The 21,185-nt window shown below is 72.6% G+C and carries 18 protein-coding genes; 4 read left to right on the top strand and 14 right to left on the bottom strand.

Annotation, left to right across the window (positions count from 1 at the left end; translation table 11 throughout):
• Positions 1 to 2: 2 nt before the first annotated feature.
• Together G408_RS0111930 and tldD are read left to right on the top strand one after the other, a co-directional pair.
• The gene (locus tag G408_RS0111930) at positions 3 to 3,815 is read left to right on the top strand and encodes a YhdP family protein (RefSeq protein ID WP_028771272.1); all 3,813 of its coding nucleotides are present in this window, start codon (positions 3 to 5) and stop codon (positions 3,813 to 3,815) included.
• A gap of 74 nt (positions 3,816 to 3,889) precedes the next feature.
• Entirely contained in the window at positions 3,890 to 5,329 is a 1,440-nt protein-coding gene (tldD, locus tag G408_RS0111925; RefSeq protein WP_028771271.1) for a metalloprotease TldD, read from the top strand.
• 2 nt (positions 5,330 to 5,331) lie between these two features.
• Here tldD and yjgA read toward each other — a convergent pair whose 3' ends face one another.
• Complete coding sequence (gene yjgA / locus G408_RS0111920) at positions 5,332 to 5,916, bottom strand: ribosome biogenesis factor YjgA (protein ID WP_028771270.1); 585 nt, start codon at positions 5,914 to 5,916, stop codon at positions 5,332 to 5,334.
• Positions 5,917 to 5,955: 39 nt separating this feature from the next.
• Here yjgA and pmbA point away from each other — a divergent pair, with 39 nt between their 5' ends.
• Both pmbA and G408_RS0111910 read left to right on the top strand, forming a co-directional pair.
• A complete protein-coding gene (gene pmbA / locus G408_RS14575; RefSeq protein ID WP_037413104.1) occupies positions 5,956 to 7,314 on the top strand; it encodes a metalloprotease PmbA in 1,359 nt (452 codons plus the stop codon).
• A gap of 93 nt (positions 7,315 to 7,407) precedes the next feature.
• Positions 7,408 to 7,815 carry a DUF4870 domain-containing protein gene (locus G408_RS0111910; RefSeq protein ID WP_028771269.1) on the top strand — a complete coding sequence of 136 codons (408 nt, stop codon included), beginning with the start codon at positions 7,408 to 7,410 and terminating at the stop codon, positions 7,813 to 7,815.
• Positions 7,816 to 7,825: 10 nt separating this feature from the next.
• On the opposite strand, the gene G408_RS0111905 is transcribed toward G408_RS0111910, so the two are convergent.
• The 13 genes from G408_RS0111905 to lpxD form a co-directional block, all read right to left on the bottom strand.
• Positions 7,826 to 8,752 (bottom strand): farnesyl diphosphate synthase, encoded by a 927-nt coding sequence (locus G408_RS0111905; RefSeq protein WP_028771268.1) that lies wholly within the window; start codon positions 8,750 to 8,752, stop codon positions 7,826 to 7,828.
• Entirely contained in the window at positions 8,742 to 8,984 is a 243-nt protein-coding gene (locus tag G408_RS0111900; protein WP_028771267.1) for an exodeoxyribonuclease VII small subunit, read from the bottom strand. Before G408_RS0111900 ends, G408_RS0111905 begins: the two co-directional genes overlap by 11 nt.
• Positions 8,985 to 8,993: 9 nt before the next feature.
• Positions 8,994 to 10,310, bottom strand: coding sequence for a tRNA lysidine(34) synthetase TilS (gene tilS / locus G408_RS0111895; protein WP_028771266.1), 1,317 nt, complete (start codon positions 10,308 to 10,310; stop codon positions 8,994 to 8,996).
• A gap of 92 nt (positions 10,311 to 10,402) precedes the next feature.
• Positions 10,403 to 10,807 (bottom strand): type 2 periplasmic-binding domain-containing protein, encoded by a 405-nt coding sequence (locus G408_RS0111890; protein WP_028771265.1) that lies wholly within the window; start codon positions 10,805 to 10,807, stop codon positions 10,403 to 10,405.
• Between the two features lie 13 nt (positions 10,808 to 10,820).
• Positions 10,821 to 11,960, bottom strand: a complete 1,140-nt coding sequence (locus G408_RS14570; protein ID WP_051282953.1) for a porin — start codon at positions 11,958 to 11,960, stop codon at positions 10,821 to 10,823.
• A 170-nt stretch (positions 11,961 to 12,130) separates the two neighbouring features.
• A complete protein-coding gene (locus G408_RS0111880) occupies positions 12,131 to 13,090 on the bottom strand; it encodes an acetyl-CoA carboxylase carboxyltransferase subunit alpha (RefSeq protein WP_028771264.1) in 960 nt (319 codons plus the stop codon).
• 118 nt (positions 13,091 to 13,208) lie between these two features.
• On the bottom strand, positions 13,209 to 16,700 hold the full coding sequence (gene dnaE / locus G408_RS0111875) for a DNA polymerase III subunit alpha (RefSeq protein ID WP_028771263.1): 3,492 nt from the start codon (positions 16,698 to 16,700) through the stop codon (positions 13,209 to 13,211).
• Positions 16,701 to 16,773: 73 nt separating this feature from the next.
• Complete coding sequence (locus G408_RS0111870) at positions 16,774 to 16,965, bottom strand: hypothetical protein (RefSeq protein ID WP_028771262.1); 192 nt, start codon at positions 16,963 to 16,965, stop codon at positions 16,774 to 16,776.
• Between the two features lie 134 nt (positions 16,966 to 17,099).
• Complete coding sequence (gene rnhB, locus G408_RS0111865) at positions 17,100 to 17,735, bottom strand: ribonuclease HII (protein WP_051282952.1); 636 nt, start codon at positions 17,733 to 17,735, stop codon at positions 17,100 to 17,102.
• A gap of 8 nt (positions 17,736 to 17,743) precedes the next feature.
• Positions 17,744 to 18,910 (bottom strand): lipid-A-disaccharide synthase, encoded by a 1,167-nt coding sequence (lpxB, locus tag G408_RS0111860; protein WP_037413101.1) that lies wholly within the window; start codon positions 18,908 to 18,910, stop codon positions 17,744 to 17,746.
• A 2-nt stretch (positions 18,911 to 18,912) separates the two neighbouring features.
• Positions 18,913 to 19,683, bottom strand: a complete 771-nt coding sequence (gene lpxA / locus G408_RS0111855; RefSeq protein WP_028771259.1) for an acyl-ACP--UDP-N-acetylglucosamine O-acyltransferase — start codon at positions 19,681 to 19,683, stop codon at positions 18,913 to 18,915.
• Complete coding sequence (gene fabZ, locus G408_RS0111850; RefSeq protein WP_028771258.1) at positions 19,680 to 20,147, bottom strand: 3-hydroxyacyl-ACP dehydratase FabZ; 468 nt, start codon at positions 20,145 to 20,147, stop codon at positions 19,680 to 19,682. Before fabZ ends, lpxA begins: the two co-directional genes overlap by 4 nt.
• Positions 20,144 to 21,181, bottom strand: a complete 1,038-nt coding sequence (gene lpxD / locus G408_RS0111845) for a UDP-3-O-(3-hydroxymyristoyl)glucosamine N-acyltransferase (protein WP_028771257.1) — start codon at positions 21,179 to 21,181, stop codon at positions 20,144 to 20,146. Before lpxD ends, fabZ begins: the two co-directional genes overlap by 4 nt.
• Positions 21,182 to 21,185: the final 4 nt, after the last annotated feature.

The raw sequence follows: 21,185 nt of genomic DNA, 5'->3' as shown, positions 1-21,185 counted from the left end.
CCATGCAGGCGCCCCAGCGCCGCTCCCTGCGCCGCCTGCGCCGCAGCCTTGGCTACGGGGCGCTCCTGGCGCTGATCCTGCTCGCCACCCTGGTGGGCCTGGCGAGCCAGCTCCTGCCGGTGGTGGAGCGCCATCCGGAGGAGGTGGCGCGCTGGCTGTCGGCACGGGTCGGCCAGCCGATCGCCTTCGACGGCCTGGAGGCGCGCTGGTCGCGGGCCGGGCCGCGCTTCGCGCTGCGCCGGCTCGCCATCGGCGAGGGCGAGCGCACCCTGCACATCGAGCGCGCCGACCTGCAGGTCTCGATCTATTCCGGCCTGTTCCCGGGCATGCCGCTCACCGAGCTCAGCGTGGATGGCCTCACCCTGGCCCTGCACCAGGACGCCGAAGGGCGCTGGAGCTTGCGCGGCCTGCCGCGCGCCGTGGCTGCGGACGGGGGCGACCCCTTCGACCTGCTCGAGGGTTTCGGCGAGCTTCGGGTGCAGGACGCGCGCCTGCGCATCGAGGCCGAGCGCTGGGGCATCGACCATACCCTGCCGCGCATCGACGCCCGCATGCGGGTGGACGGCGCCCGCGTGCGCGGTGGCGCCCGGCTGTGGAGCGAGGCCGGGCAGGCGCCGCTCGACCTGGTGGCGGAACTGGCCCGCGATGGCGGCGAAGGCCGGCTGTGGCTGGGCAGCGAACAGGTGGAGCTGCCGGCCTGGGCCCCCCTGCTCGCTACGCTGGGCGTAGAGGCGCTGGAGGGCGGCGGCGGCTTCGGGGCCTGGGCCCGCCTTGCCGACCGGCGGATCGTCGAGGTGCAGCTGGATGCCCGGCTGCAGGCCCTGCGCCTGCGCCGCGCCGGCACCGCCCTGCCGCCGCTGCGTTTCGACCGCGCCCGTTTCGATGCCCGCTGGCAGCTCGGCGGCGAGGGCTGGCAGGTCTCGGTGCCGGCCGGCGAATTCCTCGAGGGCCCGCGGCGGCAGCGGGTGGAAGATTTCTGGATGGCCGGCGGCGAGTCCCTCGCCATCGAGGCCGGACGGATCGACATGGGCCCGCTGCTGGCGCTGGCGGCGCTGAGCAACCGCCTGCCCGATGGCCTTGCCGCCTGGCTGGCCGAGGCGCGGCCGGAGGGCACGGTGCTCGGGCTCGAGGTGCCGCTCGCCCCGGCCGGTGAGGCCAGGGGCTCGGCCCTGCTGCGCGAGGTGGGCTTCGCGCCGGTCGGGCGCCGGCCCGGCCTGTCCGGGCTGGCCGGCCGGCTCGAGTTCGACCCGCAGGGCGCGGTGCTGGCGCTGGAGGCGCCGGCGCTCGGCTTCGACTGGCCGCCCGAGTTCGGCGAGCGCCTGCCGCTTTCCCTCACCGGCGAGCTCGTGCTCTGGCGCGAGGAGGAGAACTGGGTGCTGGGCAGCGAGGCCCTGGCCCTGCGCGGCCCGGGGCTGGCCCTGCAAACCCGCTTCAGCCTGGCCCTCGAGGCCGACGGCAGCCGCCCGCGACTCGATCTCGCCGCCGCGCTGGACGATTTCGAGGTGGTGGCCGCCAAGCGCTACTGGCCACGCACCACCATGCCAAAGCCGGTGCAGCGCTGGCTGGACGAGGCCCTGGTATCGGGCCGGGGCCGCCACGGCCGGGTGGCGATCGGCGGCGACCTCGACGACTGGCCTTTCCGCCGGGGCGAGGGCGTGTTCGATGCCCGGGTCGAGCTCTCGGAGCTGGAACTGGCCTTCCATCCGGGCTGGCCGGCGGCCACCGGCCTGGGGGGCGAGGCCGTCTTCACCGGGCCGGGCATGGTGCTCGAGGGCCTCTCCGGGCAGCTTCTGGAAGCCCGGGTGAGTGCGGCCTCGGGGCGGATCGCCGATTTCCGCGAGCCCCGGCTCGAGCTCGAGATCCGCGGTGGCGGCGATGCCGGCGGCCTGCGCCGGCTGGTGGCGCGAAGCCCGCTGTATGCCGCGCACAAGGCGCACATCGATGCCATCGATCTTTCTGGCGCGGCGGCCCTCGACCTTCGCCTGCAACTGCCGCTCAAGGCCGGCATCGGCGAGCGCCGGGTGGAAGGGGTGCTGGCCATCGACGGCACCCGCGCCAGCGACCGCCGCTGGGACCTTACGCTGGAGGGCCTGAGCGGCAGCGTGCCGTTCACCGAGCGCGGCTTCCTCGTCGATGCCCTGCCGGCCAGGATCGGCGATGCCCCGGCGGTCTTCACCCTGCGGGTGGGCGACCAGGTGCGCGACGCGGCCCACCAGGCCGAAGTGCGGCTGGAGGCGGAACTCCGGCCGGCCCAGTTGCTGGAGCGTGCCCCGGGGGTGGCCTGGCTGGAGCCCTGGCTTGGCGGCCAGAGCCTCTGGGACCTGCGGCTCGATGTGCCGAAGGCGGCGGGCGGGCGGCCGCGGCTTCGGCTCGGCTCCGATCTCGTGGGCACCCGGATCGGCCTGCCCGCGCCGCTGCGCAAGAGCGCCGCCACTCCGCTGCCCCTGCGCCTGGAACTGCCGCTCGACGCGCCGGGCGGCACGCTCGACCTGGCCCTGGGCCGGCTGATGCGCCTGCGTGGGCGTCTCGCCGAGGGCGAGCGGCCGTTTGCCGGGGTGGCCGAGTTCGGCGCGGTCGAGGATGCCCCGCCTGCCCTGCCGTCCAGCGGCATTGCCGTGGTCGGACGCCTGCCCAGCCTCGACGTGGGCGGCTGGGTGGCCGCGGCGGCGGGCGGCGGCGAAGGGGCGGGGGGGCTTGCCTCGGTCGATGTCGCGGTGGGCGCCATCGATGTGCTCGACCGCAGCTTCGGCGAGGGCCGGGTACGCCTCGAGCGTGGCGGGGAGGCCCTGCGCCTCGCCTTCGACGGCCCGGCCATCGCCGGCGAAGTCCGGGTGCCCAAGGCCGAGGGCGGCGAGGTGCAGGGGCGTTTCGCCCGCCTGCACTGGCCGCCGGTGGATGCCCGGGCGATGACCGGGAGTGAGGAGGCGGCCCCGGCAGTGGACCAGACCGATCCCACCCGCCTGCCGCCCCTGCGCTTCCGCATCGACGATTTCCGCCTCGGCGAGGCCCGCCTGGGTCGCGCCGAACTCATTGCCTTTCCCACCCCCGAGGGCCTGCGTGTCGACCGCTTCAGCACCGAATCGCCGGCGCTCACGCTGCTGGCCCGTGGCCACTGGTCGCGCATCGGCGGCCAGACCCGCTCGCGCTTCAATCTCGACTTCAGCGCGCCCAGCCTCGGCAGCATGCTCGATGCCCTGGGCTTCGCCGGCATGGTGGAGGATGGCCCGGTCAAGGCCCGGATGGCCGGCGACTGGCCCGGTTCGCCCGGCAGCTTCCGTCTCGACCGCTTCGACGGCAGCCTGCGCCTCGACGTGGGCAAGGGCCGCCTGCTGGAAGTGGAGCCCGGCACCGGCCGCCTGCTCGGCCTCGTCTCCATCGCCGAGGTGCCGCGGCGCCTGAGCCTCGACTTCAGCGATTTTTTCGCCAAGGGCTTCGCCTTCAATGCCATGAACGGCGATTTCAGTTTCGCCGGCGGCGCGGCCACCACCCGCAACCTGCGCATCGACGGCCCGGCGGCCGAAATCCAGGTGAGCGGTACCACCGCCCTCGGCACCCGGCAGTACGAGCAGCGCATCGAGGTGCTGCCCAAGACCGGCGGCGTGCTGCCGGCCCTGGGCGCGGTGACCGGCGGCCCGGCCGGCGCGGCCCTCGGCGCCGTGGCCCAGGCGGTGTTCCAGACACCGCTGAAGCAGGCCTCGCGCACCGTGTACGCGGTGAACGGCCCCTGGGCCCAGCCCGAGGTGACGGTGGTCGAGCGCGGCCCGCGGCGTCCGGCCGAAGGGCCGGAAGGCCCGCCGCCCGGCGCCCCGCGCTAGCCTTGCCGTGCCCGGGCTTGCCCGGGCGCGGTTTCGCCCCCACCTTGCCAGTCCGGTCGCCTGCGGTTCCCGCCATGTCCAGTCTCGCCATTGCCGAACGCACCCTGCTCGCCCCCACCGGCCTCGGCCTCGACGATGTCGAGCGGGTGCTGGCCGAGCTGATGGGGCCGGGAGTGGACGAGGCCGACCTCTATTTCCAGCACAGCCGACGCGAGAGCTGGACGGTGGAGGACGGCATCGTCAAGGACGGCGCCCACAGCATCGAGCAGGGCGTGGGCGTGCGCGCCATCAGTGGCGAGAAGACCGGCTTCGCCTACACCGACGAGCTCGAGCTGCCGGCCCTGCGCGAATCGGCCCGCGCCGCCCGCGCCATCAGCCGCGGCGGCCCCGAGGCCGTGCGCGGCCAGCGCATCGTGGTGGCCGGGCATGCGCTGTACCCGGCCATCGACCCCATCGAAGGGCTCGGTCCCGAGGCCAAGCTCTCGAAGCTGCGCGAGATCGAGGCCTGGGTGCGGGCCGCCGACCCGCGGGTGGTGCAGGTCAGCGTCTCGCTCTCGGCCACGGTGGACACCGTGCTGGTGGCCCGCGGCGACGGCACCCTCGCCGCCGACGTGCGGCCGCTGGTGCGCTTCAATGTGCAGGTGATCGTCGAGCAGGGTGGGCGCCGTGAATCCGGCTATGCCGGCGGCGGCGGGCGCTTCGATTACCGCGAGCTGTTCGCGGGGGGGCGCGCGGAAGGCCTCGCGAAGGAGGCGCTGCGCCAGGCGCTGGTGAACCTCGAGGCCATCGAGGCCCCGGCCGGCGCCATGCCGGTGGTGCTCGGCCCCGGCTGGCCCGGCGTGCTGCTGCACGAGGCCGTGGGCCATGGCCTCGAGGGCGATTTCAACCGCAAGGGCACGTCCATCTATTCTGGCTGCATCGGCGAGCGCGTCGCCGCGCCGGGCGTCACCGTGATCGATGACGGCACGCTGGACGCACGCCGCGGCTCGCTCAACATCGACGACGAGGGTGAGCCCACCCAGCGCACCGTGCTGATCGAGGACGGCATCCTCAAGGGCTACATGCAGGACAGCCTCAATGCCCGGCTGATGGGCGTGGCGCGCACCGGCAACGGCCGCCGCGAGAGCTTCGCCCACCTGCCCATGCCGCGCATGACCAATACCACCATGGCCCCGGGGCCGCACACGCTGGAGGAGATGATCGCCTCGGTGGAGCGCGGCCTCTACGCCCCGAACTTCGGCGGTGGCCAGGTGGACATCACCACCGGCAAGTTCGTGTTCTCGGCCAGCGAGGCCTATCTCATCGAAAAAGGCCGCATCGTGGCGCCGGTGAAGGGCGCCACCCTGATCGGCAATGGCCCGGAGGTGATGAACCGGGTGGTGATGGTGGGCAACGACCTGCGGCTGGATGCCGGCGTGGGCATCTGCGGCAAGCAGGGCCAGAGCGTGCCGGTGGGTGTCGGCCAGCCCTCGCTCAAGATCGCCCAGATGACGGTGGGCGGGACGAAGGCGTGAGCTCAGTCCCCGCGCGGCGCGTCGCCGTCCTCGTAGGGCACGCCGGCCTCGTCCTCGGCTGCCTCTTCCGCCTCCGCCATCAGCGCGCGCAGCACGCGGAACAGCTCGCGGAAACTGTGCGGCGGCCGGTTGGCCAGGCGTTCGGCCCGGGCATTGCGCACCAGGGCCCGCAGTTGCTGGCGGTCGGCCGCGGGATGGGCGGCCAGGAACTCGGCGAGCGCCGCATCGCCCTCGTCGATGAGGCGCTGCCGCCAGTGCTCGATGCGGTGCAGGGCCGCCGCCTCGCGGCGCGCATCCTCCTTCGTATGCTCGAGGGCGGCGCGCAGCGCGTCCAGCACCTCCTCGCTCTCGCGGCGCATCTGCTTGGCGAGGTACTGCGTCTGCCGCTTGCGCGCGATGTGCGAGGTGATGCGCTGCGAGTCGATCACCAGCGCCCGCAGGTCGTCCGGCAGCGGCAGCTGCCCCAGGGTGGCGCGGCTCGCCTCCATCAGCTTGCCGGCCATGGCCAGCACGTCCAGCGCCTCGCGCCGCTTCTGGCTGCGGCTCTCGTCGAGGTATTCGCCGGTCTCGGGGTCGCGTCCGCGCATGCGCCTGCCATCGTCTGAAACAACGCCAAGGATACCGCAGTGACCCAGCACGCCCCGGACGATCCCGGTCCCGCCCTCGATGCCCTCGCCGAACTCGCCACCCTCGCGCTGGCCGAGGCCCGCCGCCTCGGCGCCAGCCAGGCCGAAGTGGCGGCGAACGACGAGCGCGGCCTCAATGTCAATGTGCGCATGGGCGAGGTGGAGTCGGTGGAGCGCACCCGCGACCGCGGGGTGGCGATCACCGTCTACTTCGGCAAGCGAAAAGCCCAGGCCAGCACCGCCGACCTCAAGCCCGAAAGCCTGAAGCGCACGGTGGAGATGGCCTGCGCCATCGCCCGCCACACCGAGGAAGACCCCGCGGCCGGCCTGGCCGATCCGGAGCGGCTGGCGCGTGCGCCGCGCGATTTCGACCAGTGGCATCCCTGGCCGATCGAGGCCGAGGCCGCCATCGAACTCGCCCTGGAGGCCGAGGCGGCGGGCCGTGCCTTCGATCCGCGCATCCGCAATGCCGACGGGGCCGGCGTCTCGACCCAGGCCGGGCTGCACGTGTACGCCAATTCGCATGGATTCCTCGGCACCGAGAAGAGCACCAGCCATTCGATCAGCGTGGCCCTGATCGCCGGCGAGGGCGAGGCCATGCAGGGCCAGCACTGGTACAGCGCCGCGCTGCGCGCCGCCGATCTCGAGCCGGCTGCGCAGGTGGGGCGCAAGGCCGCCGAGCGCACCCTGGCGCGGCTCGATCCGCGCCCGGCGCCCACCGGCGAATTCCCGGTGCTGTTCGTGCCCGAGGTGGCGCGCAGCCTGGTGGCGCACCTGGTGGGCGCGGTCTCGGGCGGGGCGCTGTACCGCAAGGCCAGCTTCCTGCTCGGCGCCGTGGGCCAGCGCCTGTTCCCGCACTGGGTGCGGATCCTGGAGCGCCCGCACCTGCCGCGCGGCTGGCGCAGCGGCGATTTCGACGCCGAGGGCGTGGCCACCCGCGAGTCGCCGCTGATCGACGATGGCCTGCTCGCCCGCTACGTGCTCGGCAGCTACTCGGCGCGCCGCCTGGGCCTCGAGAGCACCGGCAATGCCGGCGGCGTGCACAACCTCGAGGTCTCGGCCAATGCCGAGGGCTTCGAGGCCATCCTCGCCGGCATGCGCCGGGGCCTCGTGGTCACCGAGCTGATGGGACAGGGCGTGAATACCGTCACCGGCGACTACTCGCGGGGCGCCGCAGGCTTCTGGGTGGAGGAGGGCGCCATCGCCTACCCGGTGGACGAGCTCACCATCGCCTCCAACCTGCGCGAGATGTACGCCGCCATCGAGGCCATCGGCCGCGACATCGACCCGCGCTCGGCCACCGCGGTGGGCAGCGTGCTGGTGGGGCGGATGACCGTGGCCGGGGGAGCCGGCGGCTGAGGCCCGTGCCGGGCGGCGGGGCCATCGTGCCTTGACACGCGTTCACCCATTCACGACAGTGCCGGCACGCATCCACGCACCAAGGGGAGTCTCATGTCTGATGCCTTTTCGCCGCCGCCTGCTCCGGGCAATCCTTCCGGGGATTCTGATCAGCGAACCATGGCGATGTTGGCCCATCTGTCGGCCATCCTCTTCTCCTTCCTTGGGCCCCTCTTGATCTGGCTGATCCATAAGGATCAAGCCGACAAGGGTTTGGTCGTCGATCAGGCCAAGGAGGCGCTCAATTTTTCCCTAACGGTTTTTATCCTCTTGGTGACCTGCATGATCATCAGCGCGACCATTGGCTGGATTCCGGTCATCGGTTGGCTTATTGCGATCATGCTGTTTCTTTTTATGGCAGCCATTGGTCTCGTTGCGCTGGTGTTGTTGATCATGGCTGCCATCAAGGCCAACGAGGGGCAGTACTACCGCTATCCCTTCGCGCTGCGCCTCGTGAAGTAAGCGAAGCGCTTCAGCGCGCGCGCCGCACGGCCATGACGGCCAGGTCCGCGAGGGCCTGGCCGTCGCCGTTTCCGGCCGCGGCCCGACCGGTCCCGTCCGTCAGGCCGCGCAGCTGGGCCAGCGCCGCCTGCAGGGCCTCGGCGGTGGCCTCGAGCCGGGCCCGCGCGCCGTCGAGACCCAGCAGGTTCACATAGGTGCTCTTGCCCTGCGCCGCGTCCTTGCCGGCGGTCTTGCCGAGCGTGGCCGAGTCGGCCTCGGCGTCCAGCAGGTCGTCCTTGATCTGGAAGGCGAGGCCGAGCAGGGCGCCGACCTCGCGCAGGGCGGAGAGCCGCGCCGCGTCGGCGCCGGCCAGCCGGCCCCCCATCAGCACCGCAGCCTCGATCAGGGCCCCGGTCTTGCGCCGGTGCATGTCGGCCAGCACCTCCAGCGAGGCCTCGTGGCCGGTCAGGGCCATGTCGATGGCCTGCCCGCCGCACATGCCCTGCAGCCCGGCGGCCTGCGCGAGCTCGGCCAGCGCCGCCACCCGCGCCTCGGCCGGGGCCGGCGCGGCGGCGAGCAGGGCGAAGGCCTCGGCCTGCAGGGCATCGCCGGCGAGGATGGCAATGGCCTCGTCGAAGGCCACGTGCACCGTGGGCCGGCCGCGGCGCAGGGCGTCATCGTCCATCGCCGGCAGGTCGTCGTGCACCAGCGAGTAGGCGTGCACCAGTTCCACCGCGGCGGCGGCATGGTCGAGGGCATCGACCTCCCCCTGCGGCGGACGGCCGAGGGCGGCGGCGGCGGCGTAGACGAGCAGGGGGCGCAGGCGCTTGCCCTCGCCGAGCACGGCATAGCGCATGGCTTCGTGCAGGCGGGTGGCGCGGGCCGGAGCCGAGAGAGCCCGGTCGAGAAAGCCGTCGATGCGCCGGCGCCAGGCGCCGAGCACCGGCTCACTCGCCATCGGGGCGGAACTCGCGGGCGCTGCCGGGGTCGGCGGGGTCGACGAGCAGCTTGATGCGCAGCTCGGCCTGTTCCAGCGCGCTCTGGCACTGGCGGTACAGGGCCACGCCGCGCTCGTAGGCGCCCAGCGATTCTTCGAGGCTGAGGTCGCCGGCTTCCAGCTTCTGCACCAGGGCCTCGAGTTCGTCCAGCGAACGCTCGAAGTCCTGCGGGGGCGTCGGGGTCGTGCTCATGGGCGAAGTCTACCCGCCGGCCTCGCCGGGCCGCCATGCGAGCCGCGCCCCGTGCTGGCGCAGCCAGGCGTCGAAGGCCGGGGCGTAGGCGAGATCGGCGATCGCGAGCACGTCTCCTTGCCCGTCGAGCAGCAGCGGCACGCTCTCGCGCTGCCAGGGCGGGATGCCGAGGCCGGCGAGGCAGTCGGAGAGCCGGCGTGGGCGCGCGGCCCCGGCAAGCCGCACGCGGGCGGGGGCATCGGCCCGGAAACCGAGGCGCAGCGGCACGGCGAGCGCCGGGGCGCCGAGCAGGGAAAGTTCGCCGCCGTCGGGAAGCGGCAGTGGTGTGCGGCCTTCCCAGTGCACTGGACCCTGCGGCGCGGGCGCGGGCGCGGCGCGGCGCGGCGTGAGCCAGAGCCGCCCGCCCCATTGCCGCAGCCAGTGCGTGCCCTGGGCATGGCGCAGGGCGCGGCCGCCGGGCTGCCCGCGCCAGGGGCCCAGCACGCGCTCGAGGGCATCGCGGGTGGCGCGCACGCCGGCCTCGTCCATCCAGCGGCGCAGGGCGCGGCGGGCCCGTTCCGGGGGCAGGGCATGCAGCCCGTCGAGGGCTAGGCTGCGGCCGTCCAGGCCGAGCAGGGGCGCGAGGTCGGCCCGCGCCTGGGCCTGCAGCAGGGCATCGGCCTCGGCGAGATGCGCGGCGCTATGCGCCAGCGCGGCCTCGACCCCGGGCCAGTGGCCTTGCAGCAGGGGCAGCACCGTGTGGCGCAGGCGGTTGCGGTCGAAGCGGAGCTCGGCGTTCGCGGGGTCTTCCACCCAGCGCAGGCCATGGGCCTCGGCATAGGCCTGCACCTCGGCGGGCGGTGTGGCGAGCAGCGGCCGCCACACCGGTCCGCGGGCATCGCGGGTGAAGGGGCGCATGCCCGCCAGACCGCGCTCGCCGCTGCCGCGCAGCAGGGCGAGCAGCAGGGTCTCGGCCTGGTCGCCGCGGTGGTGGGCCAGCACCAGGCATTCGTCCTCGCCTAGGGCCGCGGCGAAGGCCGCATGGCGGGCCTGCCGCGCCGCGTCCTCGAGGCCGCGGCCGGCCGGGCGCACCGTCACCCGGCGGACTTCGAGGGGAATTCCGAACTGCGCGGCGAAGGCCGCGCATTGCGCCGCCCAGGCATCGGCCTCGGGGTGCAGGCCGTGGTGGACGTGCAGCGCCCGCAGGCGCCGGCCCTCGTGGCGGGCGCGTTGGGCCAGCGCATGCAGCAGCACGGTCGAATCGCGGCCGCCGGAAAAGCCCAGCAGCCAGTGCCGCGGTGCCCCGGCGGGCGGGTCGAGCAGCGGTAGGGGCGGGGTCTCGGGCATCCGCCAAGCCTGCCCTGCGCCTTCGCCCTCCCGCAAACGAAAAACGCCCGCCGGGAGGCCGGCGGGCGTATTCAGGAAGCGCGTGGCGGGGCTCAGAACTCGAAGAGCACCTTCACGCTGCTGTCCACGGCCCCCGCGCTGATGTAGCCGATGGCACCGGGGGTGGCGGCCACCTTGGCCTTCACCGCGGCGTCGTCGGCCACCTCCTCCGGCTGCTTGGCGCGGCCGGTGAAGACGAGGCGCGACCAGTGCGAGGTGAGCTGGGCACCGGAGCGGCCGAGCACTTCGTTCTCGAACGTGGCCCGCACCGGCCCCTTCTGGAACACGATGACGGCCGGCTGCCCGCCGACGGTGGGGGTGCGGCCGAGGAAGATGGCCTGCACATCGGCCTTGCTGAGCGGGCCCTGGCTGGAGTTGGCGGCCACCACTACCTTGCCGGCGTGGGCCGGCAGGGCGAAGGCGAGCGCGAGGGCGGCAATGGCGAGGATGCGGTTCATGGTCGGCCTCCTGTCAGAAGGTGAACACGACACCGAGCGCGAGCGCGTCGGATTCGTTGGTCACGCCTACCGGGCCCTTGTTCTCGTACTTGGTGAAGTCGCCCTTCAGCGCCACGTTGTTCGAGAGGTCCCAGCGCAGGCCGAAGCTGAGGTAATCGGCATCGAGGCTGTCGGAGAGTACTACCTGCGTGACCGCGGTGCGCAGCGGCACGAGCGGGGGCACATTGGGGATGAGGCCGACGATTCCGGTCTTCGCATCGCCCTTGCGGCGGCCGTAGGTGAGGGTGGGAGTCCAGCTGCCGAAGCGGTGGCCGGCGGTGACGTAGAACTGCTTCTTGTCGGTGAGGTAGGTGCGGTCGGCCTCGACCCAGGTGGCCTCGGCCACGAACAGCCAGTTGCCGTGGTTGATCTCGGCGCCAAGACCGAGGAAGGAGCCCGGGTCACGGGCCACGTCGAGCGCATCCGCCACGATGCCGAAGCCGTTGCCGCGCAGGGTGGCGAACAGCGGGTTCAGGGCCTGGGCATCGATGGTGACGTCGGCCTCGAAGTAGCCGGCGCGCAGGGTGAGCCAGTCGGCGTAGGTGCCCTCGTAGGTCAGGCCCACGAGGCCCTTGAGCTCGATCTCGGCCGGCTGGCCGGAGAGCGTGAGATCGCTGTTGTGCTTGCCGCCCACCAGCGAGAGCGTGTTGAACCACTCGCCGCCGGCGAAGGACCAGCTGAGGCTGCCGCCGTCGAAGTTGCTGAAGGGCAGGTTGTAGACGGCGTGCGGCGGGCGCAGCCAGGGGTAGGCATAGCCCACCTGCAGGAAGTCGGAGTAGCGGTAGAAGGGGATGCGCTGGCGGCCGAGCTTGGCCGACCAGCCATTGCCGCCATTCCAGCCGACATAGGCCCAGGCGAACTCGGGCTCGAAATCCTCGCGGCCGGTGGCCACGATCTGCGCCGTGGCCGACCACTGCTCGTTGAGATCGCCGCGGAACTGGATGGCGAAGAGGGATTCGTCCTTGAAGTCCCAGTCGCGGTCGTAGCCGGTGCCCGGGTGGCTGTTGCCGGAGGTGACGGTGCCGGCCACGACCTGGCCGAAGCCGGTGATCTGCACGCTGCTCTGCGCGTGCAGGCCGCCCGCGGCCAGCAGGGCCGCGATGCTGCTTGCCAAAACTGCTTTCATGTGGGAGTCCTCGGAAGGGGAGCGCGACCTCGTCGACCGCTCGAGGCGCGCGGCACTTTAGTGCCCGCCGACAGAAAAGCCTGAACGGCGGGACAAGAGCGGCCGTTCTGGGCGGGGGCTCACGCCGTGACCGGGACGGCGGTCACGGCCCGGCCAGCTTACGCCGTGGCGAAGGCGCCGTAACGCCGGAGGCGGGCGTAGCGGCGTTCCAGCAGTTCCGGCACCGGCACCGGGTCCAGCCGGGCCAGTTCCGCCATCAGGGTGGTCTTGAGGGCCTGGGCCATGGCGGCGGGGTCGCGGTGGGCCCCGCCCAGGGGTTCCTTCACCACGAGGTCGATCAGCCCGTGCTCCTTCAGGCGCGGGGCGGTGAGGCCCATGGCCTCGGCGGCCTCCTTGGCCTTGTCGGCGCTCTTCCACAGGATCGAGGCGCAGCCCTCGGGGGAGATCACCGAGTAGGTGCTGTATTCCAGCATCAGAGTGAGGTCGCCCACGCCGATGGCGAGCGCGCCGCCCGAGCCGCCCTCGCCGATCACGGTGCAGAGGATGGGCACCTCGAGCTCGGCCATCTCCATCAGGTTGCGGGCGATGGCCTCGCTCTGGCCGCGCTCCTCGGCGCCGATGCCGGGGTAGGCGCCCGGGGTGTCGATGAAGGTGAGGACGGGCAGGCGGAAGCGCTCGGCCATCTGCATCAGGCGCAGGGCCTTGCGGTAGCCCTCGGGGCGCGGCATGCCGAAGTTGCGGCGGATCTTGCTCTTGGTGTCGCGGCCTTTCTGGTGGCCGATCACCATCACGCTGCGGCCATCGATGCGGGCGAGCCCGCCGACGATCGCCGGATCGTCGGCGAAGGCGCGGTCGCCGGCCAGCTCATGGAACTCCTCGCAGATGAGGCCGAGGTAGTCGAGGGTGTAGGGCCGCTGCGGGTGGCGGGCGAGCTGGCTGATCTGCCACGGGCTGAGGCTGGCGAAGATCTCGGCCGTGCGCGCCTTGAGCTTCTCCTCGAGGCCGCGGATTTCGTTCTCGATGTCCACCGCCGGGCCGGTGCTGGCATGCCGAAGCTCGTTGATCTTGGCTTCGAGGTCGGCGATCGGTTGTTCGAAATCGAGGAAGTTCGGGTTCATTCGGGGGCAAGCTCGGGGGCGTTCGGGGCGGTTTGCCCGGACGCTAGAGCAAAGAGTCTAGCCGGGCGGAAGGGGGCGGGGCCACGGTGGGAATGGGGCGGGAAGCGTGACGGACCTCTCAGGCCGTCTGCCAGGGCCGGTGCAGCTGCAGTTTCACCTCGTCGACGAAGGGCAGGCGGCGCAGGCGGGAGAGCAGGTCGGCGGCCACCCGCACCCCCTGCCGGCCACCGAACTCGAGGCAGCCTGTCATCCCGGGGCGGCGTACCTCGAGTCGCAACGGCGTGCCGCCCGGCCGGTATTCCGCCAGTAGGCCGAGCAACTGCTCGCTGCTGCCGCGGCCGCGCAGGTCGGCCTTCACCCGTAGCTGCCGGGCGTGGGTGTCGAGCAGGGCGCGGAAGTCCCAGGCCTGCCTCACCCGCATCGATAAGGCGCCGCTCACGCGGTCGGCCACTACCTGCCCCTCGACCACGAGGATGGCGTCCTTGGTCAGCAGATGGCCGAAGCCGGTATTGGCCTCACGGAAAAAGGCCAGTTCGATCTGGCCGCGGCCGTCGTCGATCTGGGCGAAGGCCATGGCATCCCCCCGCTTGCGCACGCTGCCCACCAGGCCGGCCAGCACCAGGCTGGCTTCGCCGCGGCGGTCCTTGCGCTGCTGCCAGGCGGCTTCCACCTCGCCGAGATGGAGCGGCACCAGCTCGGCGAGCTCCTCGCGCCAGGGGTCGATGGGATGGCCGCTGAGGTAATGGCCGAGGGTCTCGCGCTCGCCGGCCAGCAGCTGTTCCAACGGCCATTCCTCGCAGACCGGCAGGTCGACCTTGGCCACCGGCGCTTCGGCAAAGCCTCCGAACAGCGAGACCTGGCCCGCAGCCGCGGCGCGGGCCGCCTGTTCGCTGGCCTTCATCGCCTCCGGCAGCTGCAGCAGCAGGGAGGCGCGATTGGGAGCGAGGCCATCGAGCGCGCCGGCATTGGCCATGGCCTCCACCGCGCGGCGGTTCAGCTTCGTCGGATCGACGCGCTCGCAGAAATCCAGCAGGTCGCGGAACGGGCCGCGCGCCTCGCGGGCCTCGACGATGGCCTGGCAGAGCCCGGTGCCGACCCCCTTGATGGCGCCGAGGCCGTAGCGGATGGTGCGGGCGTCGGTGGCCTCGAACATGGTCGCCGAGGCGTTCACCTTGGGCGGCAGCACGGTGAGCTGCATCGCCCGGGCTTCCTCGAGGAAGTTCACCACCTTGTCGGTGTTGTCCATGTCGGAGGACAGCACCGCGGCCATGAACTCGGCCGGGTAGTGGGTCTTGAGCCAGGCGGTCTGGTAGGAGACCAGCGCGTAGGCGGCCGCATGCGACTTGTTGAAGCCGTAGCCGGCGAACTTCTCCATCAGGTCGAAGACGGCGTCGGCCTTGGCCTCGTCGAGGCCGTTCTTCGCCGCGCCCTCGCGGAACATGGCGCGGTGCTTGGCCATCTCCTCGGGCTTCTTCTTGCCCATGGCGCGGCGCAGCAGGTCGGCGCCGCCGAGCGAATAGCCGCCCAACACCTGCGCCATCTGCATCACCTGCTCCTGGTAGACCATGATGCCGTAGGTCTCCCTGAGCACCGGTTCCACCCGCGGATCGGGGTATTCCACCGCCTCCCTGCCGTGCTTGCGGGCATTGAAGCTGGGGATCAGGTCCATCGGGCCCGGGCGGAACAGCGACACCAGGGCGATCAGGTCCTCGAAGCGGTCGGGCCGGGCCTCGCGCAGCAGGTTGCGCATGCCCGAGGATTCGAACTGGAACACCGCCACCGTCTGCGCCCGGCTGAACAGCTCGAAGGTGGCGCGGTCGTCGAGCGGGATGCGGCTGATGTCGAGCGGCGGCTCGCCGGCGGCGGCCCGCCGCCGGTTGATGGCCTTCACCGTCCAGTCGATGATGGTGAGCGTGCGCAGGCCGAGGAAGTCGAACTTCACGAGGCCGATGGCCTCGACGTCGTCCTTGTCGAACTGCGTCACCGCGCCCTTGCCGCCCGGTTCCGAGAACAGCGGGCAGAAGTCGGTGAGCGGCGAGGGCGCGATCACCACGCCGCCGGCGTGCTTGCCGGCGTTGCGGGTGAGGTCCTCGAGCTGGCGGGCAAGGTCGATGAGGTCGCGCACCTCGTCCTCGCGCCCGTAGCGTTCGATCAGCTCGGTCGAGCGTACGGCCTCGTCGGTCTTGCCCTTCTCGGTCTCGCCGAGCGCGTCGGCAAGGCCGATGCCGAGCACGTTCGGGATCAGCTTGGCCACGCCATCCACGAAGCCGTAGGGGTGGCCGAGCACGCGGCCGCAGTCGCGCACCACCGCCTTCGCCGCCATGGTGCCGTAGGTGATGATCTGGCTCACCCGGTCGGCGCCGTACTTGCGGCTGACGTACTCGATCACCTCGTCACGCCGGTCCATGCAAAAGTCGATGTCGAAGTCCGGCATCGACACGCGCTCGGGGTTGAGGAAGCGCTCGAACAGCAGGTCGTAGGCCAGCGGGTCGAGGTCGGTGATGCCGAGCGCATAGGCCACCAGCGAGCCGGCGCCCGAGCCACGGCCCGGCCCCACCGGGATGCCGTTCTGCTTCGCCCAGTTGATGAAGTCGGCCACGATCAGGAAGTAGCCGGGGAAGCCCATCTTGATGATGACGTCGACTTCGCGGGTGAGGCGTTCGGCGTAGTCGGCCTCGCTGCGGCCGGCGGCCGGGGGATGGCTGGCGAGGCGGCGGGCCAGGCCGCGCTCGGCTTCCGCGCGGATCCAGGTATCGAGCGTCTCGCCCTCCGGCACCGGGAAGGCCGGCAGGTAGTAGGTGCCGAGCCTGAGCTCGAGGTTGCAGCGGGCGGCAAGATCGACGGTGTTCTCGAGCGCCTCGGGCAGGTCGTGGAAGAGGGCTTCCATCTCCTCCGTCGATTTCAGGTACTGCTCGGGACTGAACTCGCGCGGGCGCTTCGGGTCATCGAGCACGCGGCCGGTGGCGATGCAGACCCGGGCTTCATGGGCATCGAAATCGCCGCGCTCGAGGAAACGCACGGCATTGCTGGCGATGGCCGGCAGTCCGCGGGCGGCGGCGAGTTCCAGCACGGTGCGGTTGAAGGCCTCCTCGCCGGGCTTGCCGGTGCGGGTGAGCTCCACGTACAGCCGGTCATCGAAATGGCGGGCGTACTGCTCGAGGCAGTGGGCGGCCTGCTCCTCGCGGCCGGCGGCGATCAGCGTTCCTGCCGGGCTGCCGTGGCCGAGAGCGAGGATCAGGCCCTCGTGCTCGGCGAACAGCCACTCCGGGCGCACGCCGAGGATGTCGCCGCGCTGCCCTTCGGCGTAGGCGCGGGTGATCAGCCGCGAGAGCGAGAGATAGCCGCGGCGGTCGATGCACCAGGCGGTCACCCGGCCCAGGGGCTGCTCGCCGTCGTCCACCAGCAGCTGGGCCCCGGCCACCGGCTTGATGCCGCGGCTCTCGGCTTCCTTGTAGAACTTCACCAGCCCGAACAGGTTGGTCGGGTCGGTGAGTGCCACCGCCGGCTGCCCGTGCGCCGCCACCCGCGCGGCGAGCGCGGGCAGGCGGATGGTGGAGTCCGTCAGCGCGTATTCGCTGTGGACGTTGAGATGGACGTAGCGGGGCGGCATGGCGGCGTCCGGGACAGACGCCGCAGGCTACGTCCCCCCCGGGGGAGGGACAAGGCTTGACTTGCAGGCCCGCTCAGGCGGCGTAGTGCAGCTCAGCGTAGCTGCGGTCGCGGTGCAGGCGGCGCTCGAGCCGCGCCACCTCGGCGGCCAGGGCCATCAAGGCCTGCTTCTCGGCCTGCAGGCGCTCCAGCGGCGTGGCGGCCGGGGTGGCGGGAGCCTCCGGTGTGCGGACGGCGGGGGTCTGGGGGGCAGGGCTGCGGTTCATGGCGGTCTCCAGTCACATCGCCGGCAAGGGGAGGAGGGGCGATGTGCGCGCAGTCTGCGGCCGGGCCGAAAGGGGGCGTAAGTCACGAAAGTCAGCATGACCAGCGGCCCGGTGCCGGAAGTCACGCGCGGCGCTCAGGCCTCGAACAGCCCCGGGCGGCAGTACTCGCGCACCGGGGCGAAGCTGCGCCGGTGCAGTGGGCAGGGGCCGAGGCGCTGCAGGGCCTCGAGATGCGCGGGGGTGGGATAGCCCTTGTGCAGGGCGAAGCCGTAGCCGGGATGGAGGGCCTCGGCCTCGCGCATCCGCCGGTCGCGGGCCACCTTGGCGAGGATGGAGGCTGCCGAGATCGCTGCCACCCGGGCATCGCCCCTCACCACCGCCTCGGCAGGCAGGGGCAGGCCGGGGGGCAGGCGGTTGCCGTCCACCAGCACGCGCTCGGGCGCCGGGGCCAGCATCGCCACTGCGCGGCGCATGCCTTCGAGGGTGGCGCGCAGGATGTTGAGCCGGTCGATCTCCTCGGCTTCCACTGCGACGATGGCGAAAGCCCGGGCCCGGGCCTGGATCTCGGGGAACAGGGCCTCGCGGGCTGCTTCGGTCAGCCGCTTGGAGTCGCAAAGGCCGTCGATGCGCCGTGCCGGATCGAGCACCACGGCGGCCACCACCACGGGGCCGGCCAGCGGGCCGCGCCCGGCCTCGTCCACGCCGGCGAGCGCCGGACCGTCCCAGGACGGATCGTGAAAGGCGCTCGCAGGGGCGCGGGGGCGCGGCATGCCCGGGCTCAAGCCGGCGGCGCGCCCGGCAGCAGGCCGGCCACCGCCTCCGCGGCGGCCCGCGGCGAGGGGGCGAACAGGGCCTCGTGAAGGCCCTCGAAGCGCAGGCGCTGGGCCGGCGTCAGGCCTTCCTCCAGCAGGCGCTCCACGTCCGCGGCCAGCACCTCGGCCCGGCAGTCGCCCTGCATGCGCTCGGGCACCAGGGCCTCGCCGGCCAGCACGTTGGGCAGGCTGTAGCGATCGACTTTGAGCAGGCCGAGGCGCTTGACGATGAAGTGGGTGAGCGGGGCGATGCGGTAGGCCACCACCATCGGCCGCTTGGCCAGCATGGCCTCCAGCGCCGCCGTGCCGGAGGCGAGCAGGACGGCATTGCTGGCCACCATGGCCTCGCGGGCGCGGCCATCGACGAGGTGCAGCGCGGCATGCAGGACCAGTGACTGCGGATGCGCGGCCAGCAGCCGGGTGAAGCGCGCGCGGCAGCGCGGGTTGGCCATCGGCGCCAGCACCCGCAGGCCGGGGCGGCGGGCGAGCAGCCGCGCCACGGTATCGAGGAACACCGGGCCGAGGCGGGCGATCTCGCCACCGCGGCTGCCGGGCAGCAGGGCCAGCCACTCGCCTTCCTCCGGCAGGCCGAGCGCGCGGCGGGCGGCCTCGCGGTCGGGATGCAGGGGCAGCATGCCGGCCAGCGGATGGCCGACGAAACGGGCCTCGACGCCATGCCGGGCGTAGATGGGCGGCTCCATCGGGAACAGGCAGAGCACGCGGTCGGCGCTGCGGCCCATGCGCGCCGCGCGGCCCTCGCGCCAGGCCCAGACCGAGGGGCTGACGTAGTGCACGGTGCGCAGGCCGCGCGCTTTCAGCCAGCGCTCGAGGCCGAGGTTGAAGTCCGGCGCGTCGATGCCGACCACCACGTCCGGCCGCCAGGCCAGCAGGCGTTCGCGCAGGGCGCGGCGCAGGCGCAGCAGGCGCGGCAGGTGCTTCAGCACCTCCACGAGGCCCATCACCGCGAGTTCCTCGCAGTCGTGCCAGGCCGCCACGCCGGCGGCGCGCATGCCCGGCCCGGCCACGCCGGCGAGCTCCGCGTCCGGGAACAGGGCCTTGAGGTCGCGGGCCAGCGCGGCGCCGAGCAGGTCGCCCGAGGCCTCGCCGGCGACGAGGGCGATGCGCGGGGCCATGCTCAGCGCAGCAGGCCGCGTTCGCTCTTCTCGATGAAGGCGAGCATCCGCGCCACGTCCTCCGAGCCCTCGGCGGCCTCGGCGAGCTGCGCCTTGGCCTCGGCCAGCGGTGCCCCGGACATGAACACCGCGCGGTAGGCGCGCTTGATGGCGGCGATGCGCTCGGCCCCGAAGCCGCGGCGCTTCAGCCCCTCGGCATTGATGCCGCGTGGCACGGCGTACTTGTCGGCCACGATCACGAAGGGCGCCACGTCGGCGTTCACCAGGCTGCCCATGCCGATGAAGGCATGGGCGCCGATGCGGCAGAACTGGTGGATGCCGGCGAAGCCGCCGAGGATCACCCAGTCCTCCAGCACCACGTGCCCGGCCAGGGTGGCGTTGTTGGCGAGGATGCAGTGGCTGCCGACGAGACAGTCGTGGGCCACGTGCACGTAGGCCATGATCCAGTTGTCGCTGCCGATCCTCGTGAGCCCGCCGCCGTCCACCGTGCCGCGCGAGAAGGTGGTGAACTCGAAGATCGTGTTGCGGTCGCCGATCTCCAGCCGGGTGGGCTCCCCCTTGTGCTTCTTGTCCTGCGGCTCGCCGCCCAGGCTGGCGTGGCCGTGGATCACGTTGTCGCGGCCGATCCGGGTCGGGCCCTGGATCTGGCAGTAAGGACCGATGCGGGTGCCGGCGCCGATCTCGACATCCGGCCCGATCACGGCGAAGGGGCCGACCGACACGCCTTCGTCCAGCCGGGCCTTGGGGTCGATGAGGGCGCTGGGGTGGATCATGCGGCCTTGGTCTCCGCGCAGAGCATCTCGGCGCTGGCCACTTCCCTGCCCTCGACGAGGGCGCGGCCCTCGTACAGCGCCATGTTGCGGATGGTGCGCCTGAGCACCACCTCCAGCAGCAGCTGGTCGCCCGGCACCACCATCTTCGAGAAGCGGGCCTTGTCCACCTTGACCAGATAGAACTGGCTGGGACCGGAGTTGTCGCTGCAGGCCGTGCCTTCCGAGAGCATCGACAAAAGGCCGCCGGCCTGGGCCATGGCCTCGATCACCAGTACGCCGGGCATCACCGGGTTGCCGGGGAAATGGCCGGTGAAATGCGGCTCGCTGGCAGTGACGTTCTTCAGCGCGAGGATGCGCTGCCGGGGCTCGACCTCGAGCACGCGGTCGACCAGCAGGAAAGGGTGGCGGTGGGGCAGCAGGCGCTCGATGCAGCGCACGTCGAGCGGAAGCGGGGGCAGGGTCATGGGCGGGGGTCGGTCTTCTTGAGGACGAGCCTGGCGAGTCGGTCGAGCTGGCCGAAGCGGGCGGCATTCTTCCGCCATTCGCGCTTCGGCTGCAGGGGCGTACCGGAAGCGTACTCCCCCGGCTCGGCGATGGAATGGGTGACGAGGCTCATGGCCCCGATGGTGACGCCATCGGCGATCTCGACATGGCCGACGATGCCCGAGGCGCCGCCGATGAGGCAGCCGCGGCCGATGCGGGTCGAGCCGGCCACCGCCACGCAGCCGGCCATGGCGGTGTGGGCGCCGATGCGCACGTTGTGGCCGATCTGGATCTGGTTGTCGAGGCGCACGTCCTCCTCGAGCACGGTGTCCTCGATGGCGCCGCGGTCGATGGTGGTGTTGGCGCCGATCTCGCAGTCGTCGCCCACCACCACGCCGCCGAGCTGCGGCACCTTCAGCCAGCGGCCGGCGTCGAAGGCGAGGCCGAAGCCGTCGGCCCCGAGCACGGCGCCGGGATGCACCAGCACGCGGGCGCCGAGCCGCACCCGGGTGACCAGGGTGACCCGCGCCACCAGCCGGCTGCCGGGGCCGACCACGCAGTCCTCGCCCAGCACGCAGCCGGGGCCCAGCACCGCGCCCGCGGCCACCCGGCTGCGGGCGCCGACCACGCAGAGCGGGCCGATGTGGGCCGAGGCGTCGACCTCGGCGTCGGGAGCCACCACGGCGCTGGGATGGATGCCGGGCGGGGCTTCCGCCCGCGGCTCGAACAGGGCGGCGATGCGGGCGTAGTCCGCATAGGGATTGCGCGAGAGCAGGCAGGGCACCGGGCAGTGCGCGGCCTCGTCCGGGTGCAGCACCACCGCCGCCACCCGGGTGTCGGCGAGGTGCCTGCGGTAGGCCGGGTTGGCGAGGAAGGCGAGCGCTCCCTCGGGGGGCGTGGCGGCCTGCAGGGGGGCCACGGCCTGGATGGCGAGCGAGCCATCATCCCCCTGCACCTCGAGCCCGAAGCGGGCGGCGAGGTCGGACAGGCGGAAACGCGCTCCCGGGCCCGCCATCGGC

Origin of the sequence: Silanimonas lenta DSM 16282 (genome assembly GCF_000429065.1) — a bacterium.
Lineage (GTDB): Bacteria > Pseudomonadota > Gammaproteobacteria > Xanthomonadales > Xanthomonadaceae > Silanimonas > Silanimonas lenta.
Note: the sequence above shows the minus strand (reverse complement) of the source record. Positions and strands in the feature narration are given on the sequence as shown.